The following is a 16,001-nucleotide window of genomic DNA, read 5'->3' as shown; positions in this document are numbered from 1 at the left end:
GTGGACAATGAGGGGATCAGCGCTTCTTGAAGCTCAGCGTCACTTCGCCGAGACGGAAGCCGAACTTCTTCATCTCGGAGCGGTTGAGCATCACCGAGTCGTCCATCAGGTACATCCAGTCGTCGAAATCGACGTTCCAGACCTTGCCATCGACCGGCAGCGCCAGCACGTAACGCCAGCGCAGCGCGTTGCCGGCGGCCTCGCCCTCGGCCTCGCCGACGACGTCGTCGGCACGACCGCTGTAGCGACCGTCGCCCAGGCGCGTGATCGTCCACACGCGCCGCGAGGTCGTTCCGTCGGACCAGTCGAAGTGCTCGTCGAGGGTGCCGACATCGACGCCGTCCTTCTTCTCCCAGGTGGCGTTGATGACCACGTGGAAACGCTTCTTCACCTCGCCCGAGCGGTCCTGGAACATCCCCCAGCCGTCGATGACGCCGTCGAAATAGGTCGCCAGGTCGAGCTTCGGCTGCTCGGCGCGGTACTGTGAGACGCTGCTCCCGGCGCAACCGGACAGCGCCGGCAGCAACAGGCAGAAAGCCAGCAGGCCACGAATGGATTTCATGATTCTTCCTCCTCCAGCAGATGTCGCCAGCGCCAGGCAAGCACGGCGGCGACGGTTTTGAAAACGATGGGCAGGCCACAGTAGATCAGGATCAGGCCGGCGACCGATGAAACCTCGCCCGCGGCGCCGCCCGGCCGGTAGCCGGTGAATTCGAGTAGCGGCAGCGCCAGCCCCGCGGCTAGCGCGAGGTTGAGCTTGCCGACCAGGTTCCACCAGCCGAAATAGCCGCCGGCGTCGGCCGCGGTGCCCTGCGCCTTGCCCTGGCTGATCTCGGCGAGCAAGGCAGCCGGCAGGCACAGGTCGGCACCAAGCGCAGCGCCGGAGAGCAGGCAGACCAGCGCGAACGGCCAGACATCGCCGCTGCCGAGGAGCCCGGCACCGGTAAAGGCCAGGCAGGCCACGGCCATCGCCAGCACCCAGGTGACGACGCGACCGATGCGCCGCGCCAGCGCGACCCACAGCGGCAGGAAGACGACCCCGCTGACGAAGTAGAGCGCCAGGAAAGCGCCGCTCCACTGCTCGGCGTGCAGCACGTCGGCGACGAAGAAGAGGACCAGCGTCGCCGGCAGGGAAGCCGCGATGCCGTTGGCGACATAGACGGCGAGCAGGCGGCGAAAGCGGGAATCGGAAAGCGGCTGCAGCAGTCCGGCGCCCAGCGCTTCGCCCATCGGCGCGGCCGCCGGCACCGCGGCGCGCACCGGTGCGGCGCCGAGCAGCGAGATCGCAGCGAGCAGGAAAAGCAGCGGAACGAAGAGCCAGGCCAGCATCGCCAGCCCCGCTCCCGGCGGACTACCGGGAGTGGCGAGCAGACCCGGCAAGGCGGCGGCGAGCATGACGCCGACGAGGCCGAAAGCTTCGCGGCTGGCGACGAGCCGGGTGCGCTCACCGGCGCTGGCGCCGATCTCGGCGCCCCAGGCCTGGTAGGCGATGCTGGCCAGTGAAAAACCGAAGTAGGTGGCGAGCAGCGCGGCGAGCAGCCAGGGAACGGCAGGCCCGTCGGCGGGAGGCATCAGCAGCGCGCAGAAGCCGGCAGCGAGGAAAGGCAGCGCGAGGACGATCAGCCGGCGACGGCCGGCGGCACGGTCGCTCCAGGCCCCGAGCAGCGGATCGACGAAGGCGTCGAGCAGGCGCGAGGCGAGCAGGAGGCCGCCGAGCAGCGCGAGGCTGATGCCGCTGACCTCGGCCCAGAGGCGCGGCACATGCACGTAGACCGGCAGCGCGGCCATCGCCAGCGGCAGGCCGAGCGCGCCGTAGGCCAGGCGCCGCCGCCAGTCAGCCGCCGCGTTCGCTGCGAGTGGAGGAGCCGGAGACGCAGGCATGGTCGGCGATGGAGAGGCGAGCGCGCTCATGGCGGCCGGGCGCTGCTTACGCCGCGCTCAGCTCGAACTGGTAGACATCGGTCGAGCCGCTGGCGAAACCGGCCTCGCAGTAGGCGAGGTAGAAGCGCCACAGGCGCGCGAAGCGCTCGTCGAAGCCCTGCTCCCGGATCGCCGGCTGCGCGCGCTCGAAGCTGTCGGCCCATTCGGCGAGCGTGCGCGCGTAGTCGGCGCCGAAGGCGAGCGCGTCGCTGACGACGAGTCCGGCGGCGGCGGCGGCGCGCTGCCGGAACACCGATGGCGACGGCAGCATGCCGCCCGGGAAGACGTGCTGCTGGATGAAGTCGGTGCCGCGCCGGTAGCGCGCGAACAGATCGTCGCGGATGGTGATCGTCTGCACCAGCGCGCGTCCCTGCGGCTTGAGCAGGCGGCGCAGCCCCTTGAAGTAGGCGGGCCACCAGCGTTCGCCGACCGCCTCGAACATCTCGATCGAGACGATGTGGTCGTAGCTGTGGTCGACACCCGGACCGGCGAGGTCGCGGTAGTCACGCAGTTCGAGCTCGACCTGTCCGCCGAGTCCGGCGCGATCGAGGCGCGCGCGCGCAAACTCGAGTTGCGCCGGCGACAGCGTCAGCCCATGCACCTGCGCGCCGAATTCGCCGGCCGCGACCTCGGCAAAGCCACCCCAGCCACAGCCGATCTCGAGGATCCGCTGCCCCGGCTGGACGTCGAGGCGGCGCAGGATGCGCCGGTACTTGGCCAGTTGCGCGTCGGCCAGCGGCTGACCGGGGCTGGTGTAGAGCGCGCTCGAATAGCTCATCGTCGGGTCGAGCCATTGCCGGTAGAACTCGTTGCCGAGGTCGTAGTGTGCCATGATGTTGCGCTTCGATCCGCGCCGGGTATTGGCGCGCAGCAGGTGGCGCAGGCGGTCCCAGGCGAGGCTCAGCCAGTTGCCATAGACGGCGCGCTCGATCAGCGTGCGATTGGCGGCGAGCAGGGTGAGCAGCGCCGCCAGGTCGGGCGTCTGCCAGCGCCCGTCGATGTAGGCCTCGGCAAAGGCGACGTCGCCGCGCGCGAGCACCTCGTCGAATACCTCCCAATCACCGATCGCCAGCACTGCATGCCGTGCCTCCTGCGTCTCGTCGCTGCCGGCCCGGTGCACGCTGCCGTCGGGCAGTTGCAGTTCGAGGCGGCCGTGCTCGATACCGGCAAGCAGGCGCAGGATCAAGGCCGCGCTGCGCGGCAGTTCGGCGGAACTTGCTTCGGACAGTGGCGCAGAGGACAGTGGAACGGGGCCGACTGAATCCAGGGCGAGCGAGCTGTTGGCGGAATTCATCGCGTCGTCTCCTCAAGCGGGGGAGCGGGTTTGTGGAAGAAGGGAACGTGCTTGCGCCACAAGGCCAGCGCCTGCCAGTGGATGCGCGCGAGGACGCCGAGCGGTTGCCACGGGTAACGCAGGAAAGCCTTGCGCAGGGTCCTGCTGGTGAGTGGCTCGACGCGTCCGGAGATCGAAGTGAGCAGCAGGTCGCCTTCGTCGTCGGCGTAGTCGATGCGCGCCAGACGCAGCTCTTCCGGCTCGGGCGTCGCCCCGGACGCGACGGCGCCGCCGGGCAGGCGCCGCCGGAAACGGAAACGATAGCCGCCGACGACTTGGTTGAACGGCGAGACGTGAAAGACCTTGGCGCAGCCGAGGCGCTCGCCGTTAGCGATCGGCGCGCCGTCTGGCTTGGTGAGCAGATAGTTGTGGCGTTCGCCGAAGGTGTTGCTGACTTCGGCGAGCACCGCGACCAGTTCGCCGGCGGCGTCGTGGCAGAACCAGAAGCTGACCGGGTTGAAGTTGATGCCGAGCACGCGCGGGAAGGTGTGCAGCCACACCTCGCCGTCGGCGTCGATGCCGGCGTCGGCCAGCTGGCGCCGGATCCACGGCAGCGGATGCGAGCCGTCGCGCGCACCATAGTCGGCAAAGCGGAAGGAAAAAAGGTTGAAGGCGTTGATCGAGAACAGTCCGCCGCCCGCCTCCTGCAGCCTTGAAAGCGGCAGCAGGAAAAAGTAGGCCGGATAGACGAAGCGATGTTGCGCCGGCCGCAGCCGGTGGTGCATCACTTCGCCGAAGCCGATGCGGGCGACCGGGGCGTTCATGCCGGCGCCGCCTCGCTGTAGCCGGGATAGAGCAGCGGCGGCAGTTCCTCGACGCGCTCGGCGCCCTGCCAGGGCGCGCGGCAGCCGAGCGCGTTGGCGACGAGGAGGCCGGACTTGAGCCCGTCCTCGTGGAAGCCGTTGCCGGTCCACGCGCCGCACAGCCAGACCCGGTCGCTGCCGGAGACTGCGGCCAGCTTCTCCTGGGCGGCGACGGCCGCTGCGTCGAACACCGGGTGCGCGTACTCGAACTCGGCGAACACCTTGTCGGCAGCGGGCTCGCGCGGCGGGTTCAGGGTGACCAGCACCGGCTGCTTGAACGGCACCGGCTGCAGGCGGTTGAGCAGGTAGGAAACGGCCACCGGGCGCTGGTCGAGTTCGCCCTTCGCGGAGAGGTAGTTCCACGCGGCCCACAGCGAGCGGTCGCGTGGCAGCAGGGTCTCGTCGCAGTGCAGCACGGCGCGATTCTGCTGGTAGCGGACCGCGCCGAGCAGCGCGCGCTCGTCGGCGGAGGCGTGCTCGCCGAGGATCTTCAGCGCCTGGTCGCTGTGACAGGCGAGCACGACCTGGTCGAAGCGCTCGACGCCGCGCGGCGAGACGATCTCGACGCCACCGGCGACGCGACGCAGCGCGCTCACCGGCGACGACAGGCGCACCTCGTCGATCAACAGCGCCAACCGGCGCACGTACTCGCGCGCGCCACCGCGAACGGTCCGCCACATCGGCCGGTCGTTGATCTGCAGGAGGCCGTGGTTGCGGCAGAAACGCAGGAAGGTGATCAGCGGGTAGTCGAGCATCTGGCCGGCCGGGCACGACCAGATCGCCGCCGCCATCGGCAGCAGGTACCACTCCTGGAAGCTCTTCGAGTAGCCCTTCTCGGCGAGGAACTCGCGCAGCGTGCGCTCGTCGTGCGGGTTCAGTTCGAGGCAATCGACCGATTCGCGGTTGAAGCGCAGGATGTCGGTGAGCATGCGCAGGAAGTCGGGGCGCAGCAGGTTGCGCTTCTGCCCGAACACCGTCGCCAGGCTGGAACCCGACCATTCGAGGCGCGGCTCTTCGAGGCTGACGGCAAAGGACATCTCGGTCTCGACGCTGGCGACGCCGAGCTGCGCGAACATGGCGGTCAGGTTCGGGTAGGTCTTCGTGTTGTACACGAGGAAACCCGTATCGACCGGGTGCGTCACCCCGTCGAGCGTGACGTCCACGGTGTTGGTGTGCCCGCCCAGGTAATCGGCGGACTCGAACAGCGTCACCTCGTACTTCTGCCCGAGCAGCCACGCCGCCGACAGCCCCGAGATTCCCGAGCCGACGACCGCAATCCTTTGCATTCCCCGCATTTTATTCTCCCTGTTGATGAATGTTATTCGACGCCGAGCCCCCTGCTCAGGCGTTGATGCCGCTGATCTCGGCGTAGGCCGAGTGGTTGTGGATCGACTCGAAGTTCTCGGACTTCACCGTCCATTCGGCGATCGAAGGCTCGCGCATCAGGCGCAGCGCGATGTCGCGCACCAGATCCTCGACGAACTTCGGGTTGTCGTAGGCACGTTCGGTCACCCACTTCTCGTCGGGACGCTTCAAGAGGCCGAACACCTCGCACGAGGCCTCTTCCTCGGCCAGGCGCACCAGCGCCTCGGGCGTCAGCGGCCCGCGCAAGAGCGCGCGGATGGTGATGTGCGAGCGCTGGTTATGCGCGCCGTACTCGCTGATCTTCTTCGAGCAAGGGCACAGGCTGGTCACCGGCGCGACGACCTCGATCGACAGTTCGGCACGCTCGCCTTCGCGCTTCTCGGCGATCAGGCGAACGTCGTAGTCGAGCAGGCTCTCGACACCGGAAACCGGAGCCGCCTTGGCGATGAAGTACGGGAAGGAAAAGTCGATGCAGCCGCTCTCCGCATCGAGGCGCTCCAGCGTCTGATCGAGCATGGCCAGGAAGCCGTTGGCGTCGAGCGGCGCGCGCGGCTGTTCGAGGATTTCGACGAACCGTGACATGTGCGTTCCCTTGACGTCGGGTGGCAGACCGACCGACATCGACACCTGGGCGACGGTATGGTGGATGCCACCCTTGGCATCGGCCAGCGCCAGCGGATAGCGCAGGCCCTTGACGCCGACCTTGTGGATCGCGAGCCGGCGCGTGTCGAGACTGGCCTGGACGTCGGGAAGGAAGAAAGTGTCGGGGGCATTCATGAGGCAGTCTCCGGAAAATGAATACAGAGGTCGAAAATGGCAGGCAGCGTGGCAATCAAGGCAAGGCTGCAGACGCCAAATTTGTCCAAGCTTGACACCTTGGACAAGCAGCAAGATGCAGAGTTCTATGCAAACGAGAAATTCTTCGATTTGTCCTGGACAAAATAGCCTCGCCGTAAGTCTCCGGCAAGGGTGGCCGCCTTGCCTGGACACGTGAAGGGCCGGAAGAAGTGGTGCCACACCCCGCAACACAGCGAAAGAGCATCTTGTCCTGGACAGAATCGTCTTTTTTGCTAAACTATCAACGCAAAGGCATTTCGTCAACCATTGTCATCACCTCGCTTTGTACAGGACAAAATGAACACTCCACGTCCGCCGCTGAACATTGGCTCGGTCGAGCGCGATACCGGCCTCGGCAAGGACACCCTGCGCGCCTGGGAGCGTCGCTACGGATTCCCGACGCCGGACCGCGATGAGCACGGCGAGCGCCTGTATCCTGCCGAGCAGGTCGATCGGCTGCGCCTGATCAAGCGACTGATCGACCTCGGTTACCGCCCGGGCAAGCTGGTCGGCGCCGGCGAGGAGGAACTGGCGCTGCTCGGCGCCCAGTCGATGCCGGTCGCGGCGACAACGGACGGCGAGGAGATTGCGCCACAGAAGGCGGCACCGCTGATCGAGCGCGTGCTCGGGGAGTTGCGCGAGCACGACCTGCCCGCGCTGCAACAGACGCTCAGCCAGGCGCTGCTGCGCGAGGGCCTGCAGCGCTTCGTCATCGATACGGTCGGGCCACTCAACATCGCCGTCGGCGAAGCCTGGATGCGCGGCGAGATCGAAGTGTTCGAGGAGCACCTGTACACCGAGCAGATCACCACGCTGCTGCGCCAGGCGCTCGCAGGACTGGCGCCGAGTGGCCAGCCACCGCGCGTGCTGCTCACCACTGTCCCCGACGAACTGCACACGCTGGGATTGCTGATGGTACAGGCGCTGCTCGCCCTCGAAGGCGCGAGCTGCATCCCGCTGGGAACGCAGCTGCCGCTGTTCGACCTCCGCCAGGCGGCGATCGCGCACCGTGCCGACATCGTCGCGCTCTCCTTCTCGGCGGCGTTTCCGACGCGGCAACTGCAGCCGCTGGTCGGCAAGCTGCGCGAGCTGCTGCCGCCGGAGGTCGAACTGTGGATCGGAGGCGGCGGCTGCACGCGCCTGCGCCCGCTCGCGGGGCTGCGCATCCTGCCGACGCTGGAGGGCGCGCTGAGCGCACTCGAGGAATGGCGGCAGCGACGGTGATAGACTTGGCGGCTGCCCTCACCCTAGCCTGCCAGCCATGAACCTGCCGCCCCCCGCCTTCGAAGACAAGATCGTCGCCCCCGCCGAACTCGCGCAGCGCATCGCCGCGCTGCCGCGGCCGCTGGTATTCACCAACGGCTGCTTCGACATCCTGCATCGCGGCCACGTCACCTACCTCGCGCAGGCGGCAGCGCTCGGCGCGTCGCTCGTCGTCGCGCTCAACAGCGATGCGTCGGTGCGCCGCCTCGGCAAGGGCGACGACCGCCCGGTTAACCCGCTGGCCAACCGGCTGTCGGTGATCGCCGCGCTGGAGAGCGTCGCGCTCGTCACCTGGTTCGACGAGGACACGCCGATCGAACGCATCCGCGACTGCCGCCCGGACATCCTCGTCAAGGGCGGCGACTGGACCGTGGACAAGATCGTCGGCGCGCCCGAAGTCACGGCCAGCGGCGGTCGCGTCGTCTCCATACCCTTCCTGCACCAGACCTCGACCACCGCGCTGTTGGAGAAGGTCCGCCGTTCCTAGGCCGACGCTGGCGCATGGAATGACGGATAATCGGGCTTGGACATCAGGGACGAAAACGCATGTACGTAAGCAGCGAACGGCAGGGCAACATCGGCATCCTCACGCTGAAGCACCAGGAAAAGCGCAACGCGCTGTCGCGCGCGCTGGTCGCGGAGCTGATCGAGAAGATGGACGAGCTGGCCGGCGCGCGCGTGCGCGCCTTGATCCTGACCGCCGGCGTCGGCGCCAGGGTATGGTCGGCCGGCCACGACATCGACGAACTGCCGCTCGGCGAGGACCCGCTGCACTACTCGGACTCGCTCGAGCAGTTGGTGCGTGCCGTGCAGCATTTCCCGGCCCCTGTGATCGCGATGGTCAGCGGCTCGGTATGGGGCGGCGCCAGCGAACTCGTCCTCTCCTGCGACCTGATCATCGGTGACGAGACCAGCTCGTTCGCGCTGACCCCGGTGAATCTCGGCGTTCCCTACAACATCTCCGGCACGCTCAACTTCATGCGCCGCCTGCCCCTGCACGTGGCCAAGGAAATGCTGTTCACGGCGCGGCCGATCAAGGCGAGGGAGGCCGAGGAGTGGATGATCCTCAACCACCTGGTGCCGCAGGCGGAACTGCTCCAGTTCACGCTGGCGCTGGCCGAAGGGATCGCCACCAAGGCACCGCTGGCAGTGGCGGCAATCAAGGAGCAGTTGCGCATGCTCGGCGATTCGGCGCCGCTACAACCGGGAATCTTCGAACGCATCCAGGAACTGCGGCACAAGGTCTACAAGAGCCGCGACTACGCCGAGGGCATCCGGGCGTTCAAGGAAAAGCGCCCGCCACAGTTCAGCGGCGAGTAGCCGTACGCCGAGTCCAAGGTCCACCCGATGTCGCCTGCCAGCGCCAGCCGCCGGGAAGCCCGCTACGGCCGTCCGGCGGGCGGCCTCAACACGCTGATCCTGATCGGCGCCCTCGCCGGTGCCGGCGCCGGTCTGGCGCTGGCCGCGTACGGCGTGACGACGCCACTCGCCGAGGCCGTGCTCTACGCCGCCAAGCTCGTCGGAACGCTGTTCCTCGACCTCCTGCGCATGGTGCTGGTGCCACTGGTCTTCGCGTCGATCGTCTGCGGCGTCGCCAGCCTCGGCGCGCATCAGCGCATGCAGCGCGTCTGGCGGTGGACCCTCGGCTTCTTCGTCGCCTCGATGCTACTCTCGGTCGCCATCGGGCTCACTGCGGCCAACGTCTTCCGCCCCGGCGAGGGTATGCAGCTCGCCATGTTCGCCGAGGCGACGCAGAACCATCAGGCGCAGCAACTGCCCTTCGCCGACTATTTCGCCAGGTTCCTGCACGGGATCTTCCAGAACCCCTTCGCCGCGCTGGCGCAGGGCGACATCCTCGCCGTGGTGACGGTGGCGCTGGTTTTCGGCATCGCGCTCGCCGGTGGCGGCGGGCGTTACCCGCATCTGCGCCGCAGCATGGAGGAGTTGCAGCAACTCGCGCTCCTCGTCGTCGGCTGGATCATGTGGCTGGCGCCGCTCGGCGTCGGCGCTCTGCTCTTGCGCCTGGTGGCGACCCAGGATAGCGGCGTGCTGGTGAGCCTTGCCCACTTCATCGCCGTCGTCGTCGGCGCGACGCTCTTCCACGGCGTCCTCGTCCTGCCGCTCCTGCTCTACGCCGTCACAGGAATGACGCCGTGGCGCTTCTGGCACGGCGCGCGCGACGCACTGGTGATGGCTTTCGCCACCAGTTCGAGCGCGGCGACGATGCCGGTCGCACTGCGTTGCGTCAGCGAAAACCTGGGCGTCCGCCGCGAGGTCGGCAACTTCGTGATTCCGCTCGGGGCGACGCTGAACTCGGATGGAACAGCGCTCTACGAGGGGGCTGCGGCGCTGTTCATCGCCAGGCTGGCGGGCATCGACCTCGACCTCGGCGCGCAACTGGTGATCGTCTTCGTCGCCATGCTCGGCGCCGTCGGCGCGCCGGGAATTCCCAGCGTCGGCATGCTGTCGATGGTCCTCGTGTTGCAGTCGGTCGGACTACCGACCGAGGCGATCGCGCTGCTGCTGCCGATCGACCGCATCCTAGACACCGTGCGCACCGCGGTCAATGTCGAAGGCGACATGATCGGCAGCATGGTGGTGGACAGGCTGGCGCTGGCGCCCGTAGGCGACGAGTCGAGGAGAACGGATGCCTGACTGCCGATAGGCAGCCGCTGACGAACGCGCGCAGGTGGGGTTTGCCAGCGCCTCAATGCTGCTTGGCCATCTGCCCCATGTCCCACAGCGGCATGAAGATGCCGAGCATCAGCACCGTCACGATGCCGCCGATGAAGACAAGGATGATCGGCTCGATGCTCTCGCCGAGGCGCGCGACTTCGAAGTCCATTTCCTTCTTGTAGATGCTCCCCACCTGCTCGAGCATGTCATCGATCGACCCGGACTCCTCGCCGATGGCGATCATCTGCAGCTCCAGCGCCTTGAAAATTCCCGCGGCCTGGCTGGTCTTGAGGATGCTGTCGCCGCGCTCGATGGCGGCGCGCATCTCCTGGACCTTGCCGGCGTAGTATGCGTTATCCACCACCGACGCGACCAGCGACAGGGCCTTGTCGATCGGCACGCCGCTGCGGCTGGCGATGCAGAAACTCACGCAAAAACGGGCCATCGCCGCCTTGGAGAGGATGCTGCCGATCACCGGCAGCCTGAGTTTCCAGCGGTCCCAGGCGAGGCGCCCGGCGCTGGTCGCCAGGATCAGGCGCACGCCGTACATCGCCACCCCGGCGGCAAGCGGCACCGTCCACCAGTAACCGACGGCGAAGTCGGAAACGCCGATGAGGACGCGGGTGAGCAGCGGCAGCTCCATCTTCATGCTTGCGTACAGCTTGCCGAAGACGGGGATGACGAAGATGCTCAGGAGGCCCACCGCGATGACCAGGGCGATGATCACGAAACTGGGGTAGCGCAGCGCGCTCTTGATCTTCTTCCGGGTATCCGCCTCGAATTCCAGCTGCTCGTACAGCCGGTCGAGGATCTCTTCCAGCTGCCCCGAGTTTTCGCCGATACGAACCATGCTGACATAGTAATCGTCGAAAAACTCGGGACGGCGTGCCATGGCGCCGGAGAGGTCGAGGCCGTGCTCGAGGTCTTCGTTCAGCTTGCGCATCAGCTCGGCCATGCGCGGGTTGCCCGAGGACTTCTGGATTCCCGCCAGCGCCTGCAGCATCGGCACGCCGGCCTTCACCGTGATCCCGAGCTGGCGGGTGAACAGCATCAGGTCGAGCGGAGTCAGCTTGCCGCCGAGCCCGAGCGACTGCTGCCACGAGCCCTCGCTCTCAGCCTTGGCCCGCTGGATGCGGATGGGCAACAGGCCCTGCGTGCGCATCCAGGCGGCGACGGCCTGTGCGCTGGCGGACTCGATCTGCCCGCTCACGGTCGCGCCCTTGGCGTTTCGCCCTTCGTAGCGGAAGTTGTCCATGCTGGCGGGTCTGGCGGGGAGAAGCGTCTGGCCTGGCGCTGGCGATTCAGGCGTCGCCGCTGCGCAGCACCGTCATCGCCTCCGCCACGGAAGTCTCGCCCGCCATGATGCGCTTGAGCAATCCGCGCGCCAGCGTGTCCTCGCCCATTTCCGCAGTGGCGGCACGCTCGAACTCGACGGCATTGCCCGCGTGCAGGGATTCGCCGAGCGGCTGATTCATCTGCAGGATCTCGAACACCCCCGCCCGACCGCTGTAACCGACTCCCCGGCAACGCTTGCAGCCAGTGCCATGAAAGACCTCGATATCCTTGCTCGCGGCACCGAGCAGGCGATCGAGCCAGATCTGTTCTTCGGCGACCGGCCGATGCCTCTGCTTGCAATGGGGGCAGAGCAGGCGAACGAGGCGCTGCGAGACCACGCAAAGCAGCGTCGAGGCGATCATGTAGGCGGGCACGCCCATGTCGATCAGGCGACGCGGCGTGCTCGCCGCGCCGTTGGTGTGCAGCGTGGACAGGACGAGGTGGCCGGTCATCGCCGCGCGGGTGGCAATCTGTGCGGTTTCCTGATCGCGGATCTCGCCGATGAAGATGATGTCCGGATCCTGGCGCAGGAAGGAGCGCAGGACCCGGGCAAAGCTCAGCCCGGCCTTTTCCTTGACCTGTACCTGAACGAGACCGTCGAGGCGATACTCCACCGGATCCTCGCAGGTGAGGATCTTCACCTCGGTCGTGTTGAGGGCCTGCAGCGCGGCATAGAGCGTGGTCGTCTTGCCGCTGCCGGTGGGTCCGGTGACGAGGACGATACCGTTGGGCGCCCTGATCGCGTTCCTGAACTTGCCCAGCACCGAAGGCGGCATCCCCGACTCCGCGAGGTCGATCACGCCGTGCCCTTGCCGCAGCACGCGCAGCACCGCCGACTCGCCGTACAGCGAGGGCAGCGTGGACATGCGCACGTCGAACGCGTCCTTGCCCGAGCGCACGGCGAAACGACCGTCCTGCGGCACGCGGCGCTCGGCGATGTCGAGACCCGCCATCAGCTTGAGGCGCACGTTGAGGGCAGCGGCAATCTTGAGATCGGCGGTGAGTTCGACGTGCAGCGCCCCGTCCACCCGGAAACGCACGCGCAAGGCCTTTTCCTGTGGCTCGATGTGGATGTCCGAAGCCCCCGTCTGCGCCGCCTCGTCGAAGATGGTCTGCAGCAGCCGCACCACCGGCGCCTCGTTGTCGTCGATCGCCTGGCCGATCGCCGCCAGGTCGACGACGCCGTCGACCTCGTCGACGTTGCGCAGCACCTCGCGGGCAAAGGCGCCGATCTGTTCGGACTTGCCGTAGAGACGGTCGACGGTCTCCGACCACTGCTCGGCGGAAACCCTGACAACGTCGATCGCACGGCGCAGGAACAGCGACAACTCGTCCTGCGCGCGCAGGTTGTCCGGGTTGACCATTCCCAGCAAACAGCTATTGTCCTCGCGCTCTTCGAGCAGCAGCGCCTGCAGCCGCCGCGCCAGCGGCTCCGGCAAGCGGCGCGCCAGCACGGGGTCGACCTCGAAACGGTCGAGGTCGATCTGCATGATGCGACGCCAGGGCTGCAATGCCGCGTTGTTGGCGGTGCTGCCGGTGGTGTCCGGCGGGGGAATGGATTGGCTCATGGAAAAAGCTGTTTCAATCTGTCTTCAACGAACGCGCACAACCCGGGACGCAGCACGGGCCAAGGGGCGGCAGTGTAGCGCGACCGCGTGATCACCGTCATCGTAGTCCGCTGCGCCGTTCCGGTGGCCGCAGTTGGCGCAAGCGCTCGCCGGTGCGCTCCAGGTCCTCGTTCCAGTCGGCGTCGGAGTTGATCACCAGCGGCCGCAACAGGATCACCAATTCGCGCTTCTGCGTCACGTCGTTGGTGTTGCGGAACAGACTGCCGAGCAAGGGCACATCGCCCGCGCCCGGCAACTGCGAGCGGTCGCCGGTGGCAGCCTGACGCATCAGGCCGCCGATGACGACGAGCTGGCCATCGCGCGCGCGGATGACGCTGTCGGTTTCGGAAGCGCTGCTCGACGCCAGCGGCAGGATCATCGGCGCCGTATCCTTCTGGCCAAGATCGACCGTCAGGTCGACGGTCGTCACCGCGGATACCGACGGTCGCACGTGCAGCATCACATAGCCGTCCTCGCCGATCTGCGGGGTGACGTCGAGCACCACACCGGAGAAGAAGGGCTGCAGCGTGACCGCGGGTGGCGTCGTCACCGCCGTCGCCGAAGCGGTCACCGATCCCGGCTTGACATCGGTGACGAAGAAATCCTCCTTCCCCACCTTGAGCACGGCTTTCTGGTTGTTCAGGGTGGCGATGCGCGGACTCGACAGCACATGCACCGTCCCCTGGGTTTCGAGGAAGGAGATCAGCGCCGAAAAGTTGCTGGTCTGCACGGCGAGGCCGAACAGCGAGCCGACGGCGCCGGAAACGTTCTTGAAGTCGAGGCTGGTGCCGGGATCGCCGCCGAGCTGGTTACTCGACATGCTCTGACCGGAAATGCCGAGCGAGGTGCCCGGTTGGCCGAAGCCGAGCGAGGTGTTGCGCGCGCTGTTGAAGGCGGCCCAGTTGACCCCGCTCTGGAATTGCCCGTTCAGCTGCACCTCGACGATCTTCGCCTCGATGATCACCTGACGATCGATTGCCATCCGCGTCGCCCTGAGGAAGGACGCCACCTGATCGAGTTCCTGCGTCATCGCCCGCACCATGACCACGCCCGACTGCGGGTTGATCACCACGTTGCGCCCGCCCTGCCCGGCGCCGACCAGGGCCTCGAGCGAGGCCTTGAGTTCGCTCCAGAAGTCGCTCTCGGAGGAGGTCTCCACCGAGGTCGTGATCTGCGAGGTCCGCTGTGCGGCGGCGCCTCCCACGGCAGGAGCGATGGGGGCAGCGGCACCGGTCGTACCCCGGCCGGGAACGCCGGCGGCGCTGATCGAGCCCGAGGTGACGCGGGTGCTCGAACGCCCCTCGCGGCTGCCGAGCAGGTAATTGACCTGGAAGACCCGGCTGCGCAGGCCGGAGGGCTTGACGACGACGCGCGCGCCCTTGATCTCGTAGTCGAAATCGAGGATCTGCTGCAGGGATTCGAGCGCCTCGGCCATGGTCACGTTCTTCAACTCGGCGGTGACGTTGCCGCTCACGTCCGGGTGTACCAGCATCGTGTAGCGCGAGTCGGCGGCCAACGCCATGAACAGATCGCGCGCCGGCAACTTGACGACCGACACGCTGAAGCGCTCCTCGGCCGGCATCAAGGCTTGCGGCGAGCGGATGCGCAAGGGTGGCAGCAAGGCAGCGCTCACCTCTTCGGGAAGCGCTGCAGCCTGTCGCCCGGGGTCCGGGGCAAGCAGGGCGTCCTGCGCTGCCTGATGCGCTTCTTGCGCATGACGCGGCGCGCTGCCGCAGCCGGCAAGCAGCACGATCGTCAGCACAAAAAGACAGGATTGCTTCATCGGGAGTCTCCGCTCGGAGAGTGAATGCTAACACTATGAGACCGATGCTTCTCGGCTGCGGGAAGTCGCAGCAAGATCCGCTTGCCGTCGGCCGCACGCAGCGTCAGGCCACGGGGCCCGATTCCCAGCACCCTGGCTTCGCCGTAGCTGTCGCCGACGCGCAGCCATTGCCCGTCGAGCAATACCAGCGAGCGGGTCGGTGACACCAGGACCAGCTCCGGCCGCGGCGGCAGCACGCCCGCAGCCGCGGCCTGCGGCAGCGCAGAGTCGGCGCTGCCGCCCTGCGTGGACGAAGTGTCGGACAAGGGTGCGGTCGGATCGGCACGTGCTGCAGCCGTCTGCGCCGAGGCCGGCATTATCGCTGCAATCGACAGCAAAGTGATGAGCAGAACGCGCATCGTCATCTCCCCAGCGGTGCGCTGGGCTGCTCGCTCAGCGTGAAGACGGTGACGCGCAGTGTCGCATCCGGATGTTTCACGACGCTGAACTGCAGGTCGCCCCAGAGCAGCGGTTCGGCATGGGACTGCAGGCGTTCCAGACAGGACAGCAGGTTCAGGTAATCACCGCTGAAGGTGATGTCCAGCCCGTGCAGGTGAATCGGCGGCGGCGCCTCGGCAGCGGCTTTCGCACCTGCCGCAGCCTCCTTGGGTGCCATCGGCAGCGGGCGCGACGGCAGCGAGCGCAGCGACACGATCTTCAGACCGGGGCTGTCGGCGACGATGGCGCGAATCAGTTCGGCGAGGCGCGGTGCCGCCGGAATGCTGAGCGCGCGCCCGGCATTCGCTCCCGCCGCCGCTCCTGCCTCGGCATCCGCTGCCGCCCGCGCAGCAGCACTCGCCTGCGCTTCACGGGCAAGGAGGGTGCCGAGCTGCGCGATCTCTCCCTCCGTTTGCTGGCGCTCGGACACTTGCGCCGCGAGATCCTTCTCCAGTTGCTGCCGACGCGCCATTTCGGGCTGCACCAGCCATTGATCGAGGACGAAGTAAGAGAGCACGACCAGGGCGACGACGAGCAATACCCGCTCGCGCAAACTCCGGCGGTCGAAGCCTCCGCTCAGGTCTGACAGTCTGTTGGCCATC

At 67.4% G+C, this 16,001-nt stretch carries 15 protein-coding genes; 4 read left to right on the top strand and 11 right to left on the bottom strand.

The features are described from left to right. Positions 1–16 precede the first annotated feature (16 nt). The 6 genes from CCR84_RS01485 to folE2 are packed head-to-tail and all read right to left on the bottom strand — an operon-like array spanning position 17 to position 6,198. Positions 17–562: a DUF3833 domain-containing protein gene (locus CCR84_RS01485; RefSeq protein ID WP_201209169.1), complete on the bottom strand. Its 546-nt coding sequence runs from the start codon at positions 560–562 to the stop codon at positions 17–19. After that, complete coding sequence (locus CCR84_RS01480; protein ID WP_242508476.1) at positions 559–1,911, bottom strand: MFS transporter; 1,353 nt, start codon at positions 1,909–1,911, stop codon at positions 559–561. Before CCR84_RS01480 ends, CCR84_RS01485 begins: the two co-directional genes overlap by 4 nt. 16 nt (positions 1,912–1,927) lie before the next feature. Next, entirely contained in the window at positions 1,928–3,214 is a 1,287-nt protein-coding gene (locus tag CCR84_RS01475) for an SAM-dependent methyltransferase (RefSeq protein WP_201209168.1), read from the bottom strand. Then, entirely contained in the window at positions 3,211–4,017 is an 807-nt protein-coding gene (locus tag CCR84_RS01470) for a DUF1365 domain-containing protein (protein WP_201209167.1), read from the bottom strand. Before CCR84_RS01470 ends, CCR84_RS01475 begins: the two co-directional genes overlap by 4 nt. Then, positions 4,014–5,342 carry an NAD(P)/FAD-dependent oxidoreductase gene (locus CCR84_RS01465; RefSeq protein WP_242508475.1) on the bottom strand — a complete coding sequence of 443 codons (1,329 nt, stop codon included), beginning with the start codon at positions 5,340–5,342 and terminating at the stop codon, positions 4,014–4,016. Before CCR84_RS01465 ends, CCR84_RS01470 begins: the two co-directional genes overlap by 4 nt. Before the next feature lie 55 nt (positions 5,343–5,397). Then, positions 5,398–6,198 carry a GTP cyclohydrolase FolE2 gene (folE2, locus tag CCR84_RS01460; protein ID WP_201209165.1) on the bottom strand — a complete coding sequence of 267 codons (801 nt, stop codon included), beginning with the start codon at positions 6,196–6,198 and terminating at the stop codon, positions 5,398–5,400. 357 nt (positions 6,199–6,555) lie between these two features. On the opposite strand from folE2, the gene CCR84_RS01455 reads away from it, so the two are divergent. Genes CCR84_RS01455 through CCR84_RS01440 form a run of 4 tightly spaced genes read left to right on the top strand, consistent with a single transcriptional unit; the run spans position 6,556 to position 10,176 of the window. Further along, positions 6,556–7,482, top strand: coding sequence for a MerR family transcriptional regulator (locus tag CCR84_RS01455; RefSeq protein ID WP_201209164.1), 927 nt, complete (start codon positions 6,556–6,558; stop codon positions 7,480–7,482). A gap of 37 nt (positions 7,483–7,519) precedes the next feature. Beyond that, positions 7,520–8,008: a D-glycero-beta-D-manno-heptose 1-phosphate adenylyltransferase gene (rfaE2, locus tag CCR84_RS01450; RefSeq protein ID WP_201209163.1), complete on the top strand. Its 489-nt coding sequence runs from the start codon at positions 7,520–7,522 to the stop codon at positions 8,006–8,008. A 59-nt stretch (positions 8,009–8,067) separates the two neighbouring features. Further along, complete coding sequence (scpB, locus tag CCR84_RS01445) at positions 8,068–8,841, top strand: methylmalonyl-CoA decarboxylase (RefSeq protein ID WP_201209162.1); 774 nt, start codon at positions 8,068–8,070, stop codon at positions 8,839–8,841. Positions 8,842–8,868: 27 nt separating this feature from the next. Then, a complete protein-coding gene (locus CCR84_RS01440) occupies positions 8,869–10,176 on the top strand; it encodes a dicarboxylate/amino acid:cation symporter (RefSeq protein ID WP_201209161.1) in 1,308 nt (435 codons plus the stop codon). A 52-nt stretch (positions 10,177–10,228) separates the two neighbouring features. On the opposite strand, the gene CCR84_RS01435 is transcribed toward CCR84_RS01440, so the two are convergent. The 5 genes from CCR84_RS01435 to CCR84_RS01415 all read right to left on the bottom strand — a co-directional run bounded on the left by CCR84_RS01435 (position 10,229) and on the right by CCR84_RS01415 (position 16,000). Further along, positions 10,229–11,452, bottom strand: a complete 1,224-nt coding sequence (locus CCR84_RS01435) for a type II secretion system F family protein (RefSeq protein ID WP_201209160.1) — start codon at positions 11,450–11,452, stop codon at positions 10,229–10,231. Positions 11,453–11,498: 46 nt separating this feature from the next. Then, complete coding sequence (locus CCR84_RS01430) at positions 11,499–13,100, bottom strand: GspE/PulE family protein (protein WP_201209159.1); 1,602 nt, start codon at positions 13,098–13,100, stop codon at positions 11,499–11,501. A gap of 97 nt (positions 13,101–13,197) precedes the next feature. Next, positions 13,198–14,922, bottom strand: a complete 1,725-nt coding sequence (gene mshL / locus CCR84_RS01425) for a pilus (MSHA type) biogenesis protein MshL (RefSeq protein ID WP_201209158.1) — start codon at positions 14,920–14,922, stop codon at positions 13,198–13,200. After that, positions 14,919–15,320, bottom strand: a complete 402-nt coding sequence (locus CCR84_RS01420) for a hypothetical protein (protein WP_201209157.1) — start codon at positions 15,318–15,320, stop codon at positions 14,919–14,921. Before CCR84_RS01420 ends, mshL begins: the two co-directional genes overlap by 4 nt. A gap of 2 nt (positions 15,321–15,322) precedes the next feature. Then, positions 15,323–16,000, bottom strand: coding sequence for a hypothetical protein (locus tag CCR84_RS01415; protein ID WP_201209156.1), 678 nt, complete (start codon positions 15,998–16,000; stop codon positions 15,323–15,325). Position 16,001: the final 1 nt, after the last annotated feature.

It is taken from the genome of Rhodocyclus purpureus (assembly GCF_016653115.1).
In the GTDB taxonomy this organism is placed as follows: Bacteria; Pseudomonadota; Gammaproteobacteria; order Burkholderiales; family Rhodocyclaceae; genus Rhodocyclus; species Rhodocyclus purpureus.
The sequence above is the reverse complement of the archived record's forward strand: the minus strand, read 5'-3'. Positions and strand labels throughout refer to the sequence as shown.

What these genes read in the sequence shown, in the direction of transcription:
- CCR84_RS01485 (WP_201209169.1), bottom strand. Translation starts at nt 562, where the DNA reads ATGAAATCCATTCGTGGCCTGCTGGCTTTCTGCCTGTTGCTGCCGGCG.
- CCR84_RS01480 (WP_242508476.1), bottom strand. Translation starts at nt 1,911, where the DNA reads ATGAGCGCGCTCGCCTCTCCATCGCCGACCATGCCTGCGTCTCCGGCT.
- CCR84_RS01475 (WP_201209168.1), bottom strand. Translation starts at nt 3,214, where the DNA reads ATGAATTCCGCCAACAGCTCGCTCGCCCTGGATTCAGTCGGCCCCGTT.
- CCR84_RS01470 (WP_201209167.1), bottom strand. Translation starts at nt 4,017, where the DNA reads ATGAACGCCCCGGTCGCCCGCATCGGCTTCGGCGAAGTGATGCACCAC.
- CCR84_RS01465 (WP_242508475.1), bottom strand. Translation starts at nt 5,342, where the DNA reads ATGCAAAGGATTGCGGTCGTCGGCTCGGGAATCTCGGGGCTGTCGGCG.
- folE2 (WP_201209165.1), bottom strand. Translation starts at nt 6,198, where the DNA reads ATGAATGCCCCCGACACTTTCTTCCTTCCCGACGTCCAGGCCAGTCTC.
- CCR84_RS01455 (WP_201209164.1), top strand. Translation starts at nt 6,556, where the DNA reads ATGAACACTCCACGTCCGCCGCTGAACATTGGCTCGGTCGAGCGCGAT.
- rfaE2 (WP_201209163.1), top strand. Translation starts at nt 7,520, where the DNA reads ATGAACCTGCCGCCCCCCGCCTTCGAAGACAAGATCGTCGCCCCCGCC.
- scpB (WP_201209162.1), top strand. Translation starts at nt 8,068, where the DNA reads ATGTACGTAAGCAGCGAACGGCAGGGCAACATCGGCATCCTCACGCTG.
- CCR84_RS01440 (WP_201209161.1), top strand. Translation starts at nt 8,869, where the DNA reads ATGTCGCCTGCCAGCGCCAGCCGCCGGGAAGCCCGCTACGGCCGTCCG.
- CCR84_RS01435 (WP_201209160.1), bottom strand. Translation starts at nt 11,452, where the DNA reads ATGGACAACTTCCGCTACGAAGGGCGAAACGCCAAGGGCGCGACCGTG.
- CCR84_RS01430 (WP_201209159.1), bottom strand. Translation starts at nt 13,100, where the DNA reads ATGAGCCAATCCATTCCCCCGCCGGACACCACCGGCAGCACCGCCAAC.
- mshL (WP_201209158.1), bottom strand. Translation starts at nt 14,922, where the DNA reads ATGAAGCAATCCTGTCTTTTTGTGCTGACGATCGTGCTGCTTGCCGGC.
- CCR84_RS01420 (WP_201209157.1), bottom strand. Translation starts at nt 15,320, where the DNA reads ATGCGCGTTCTGCTCATCACTTTGCTGTCGATTGCAGCGATAATGCCG.
- CCR84_RS01415 (WP_201209156.1), bottom strand. Translation starts at nt 16,000, where the DNA reads ATGGCCAACAGACTGTCAGACCTGAGCGGAGGCTTCGACCGCCGGAGT.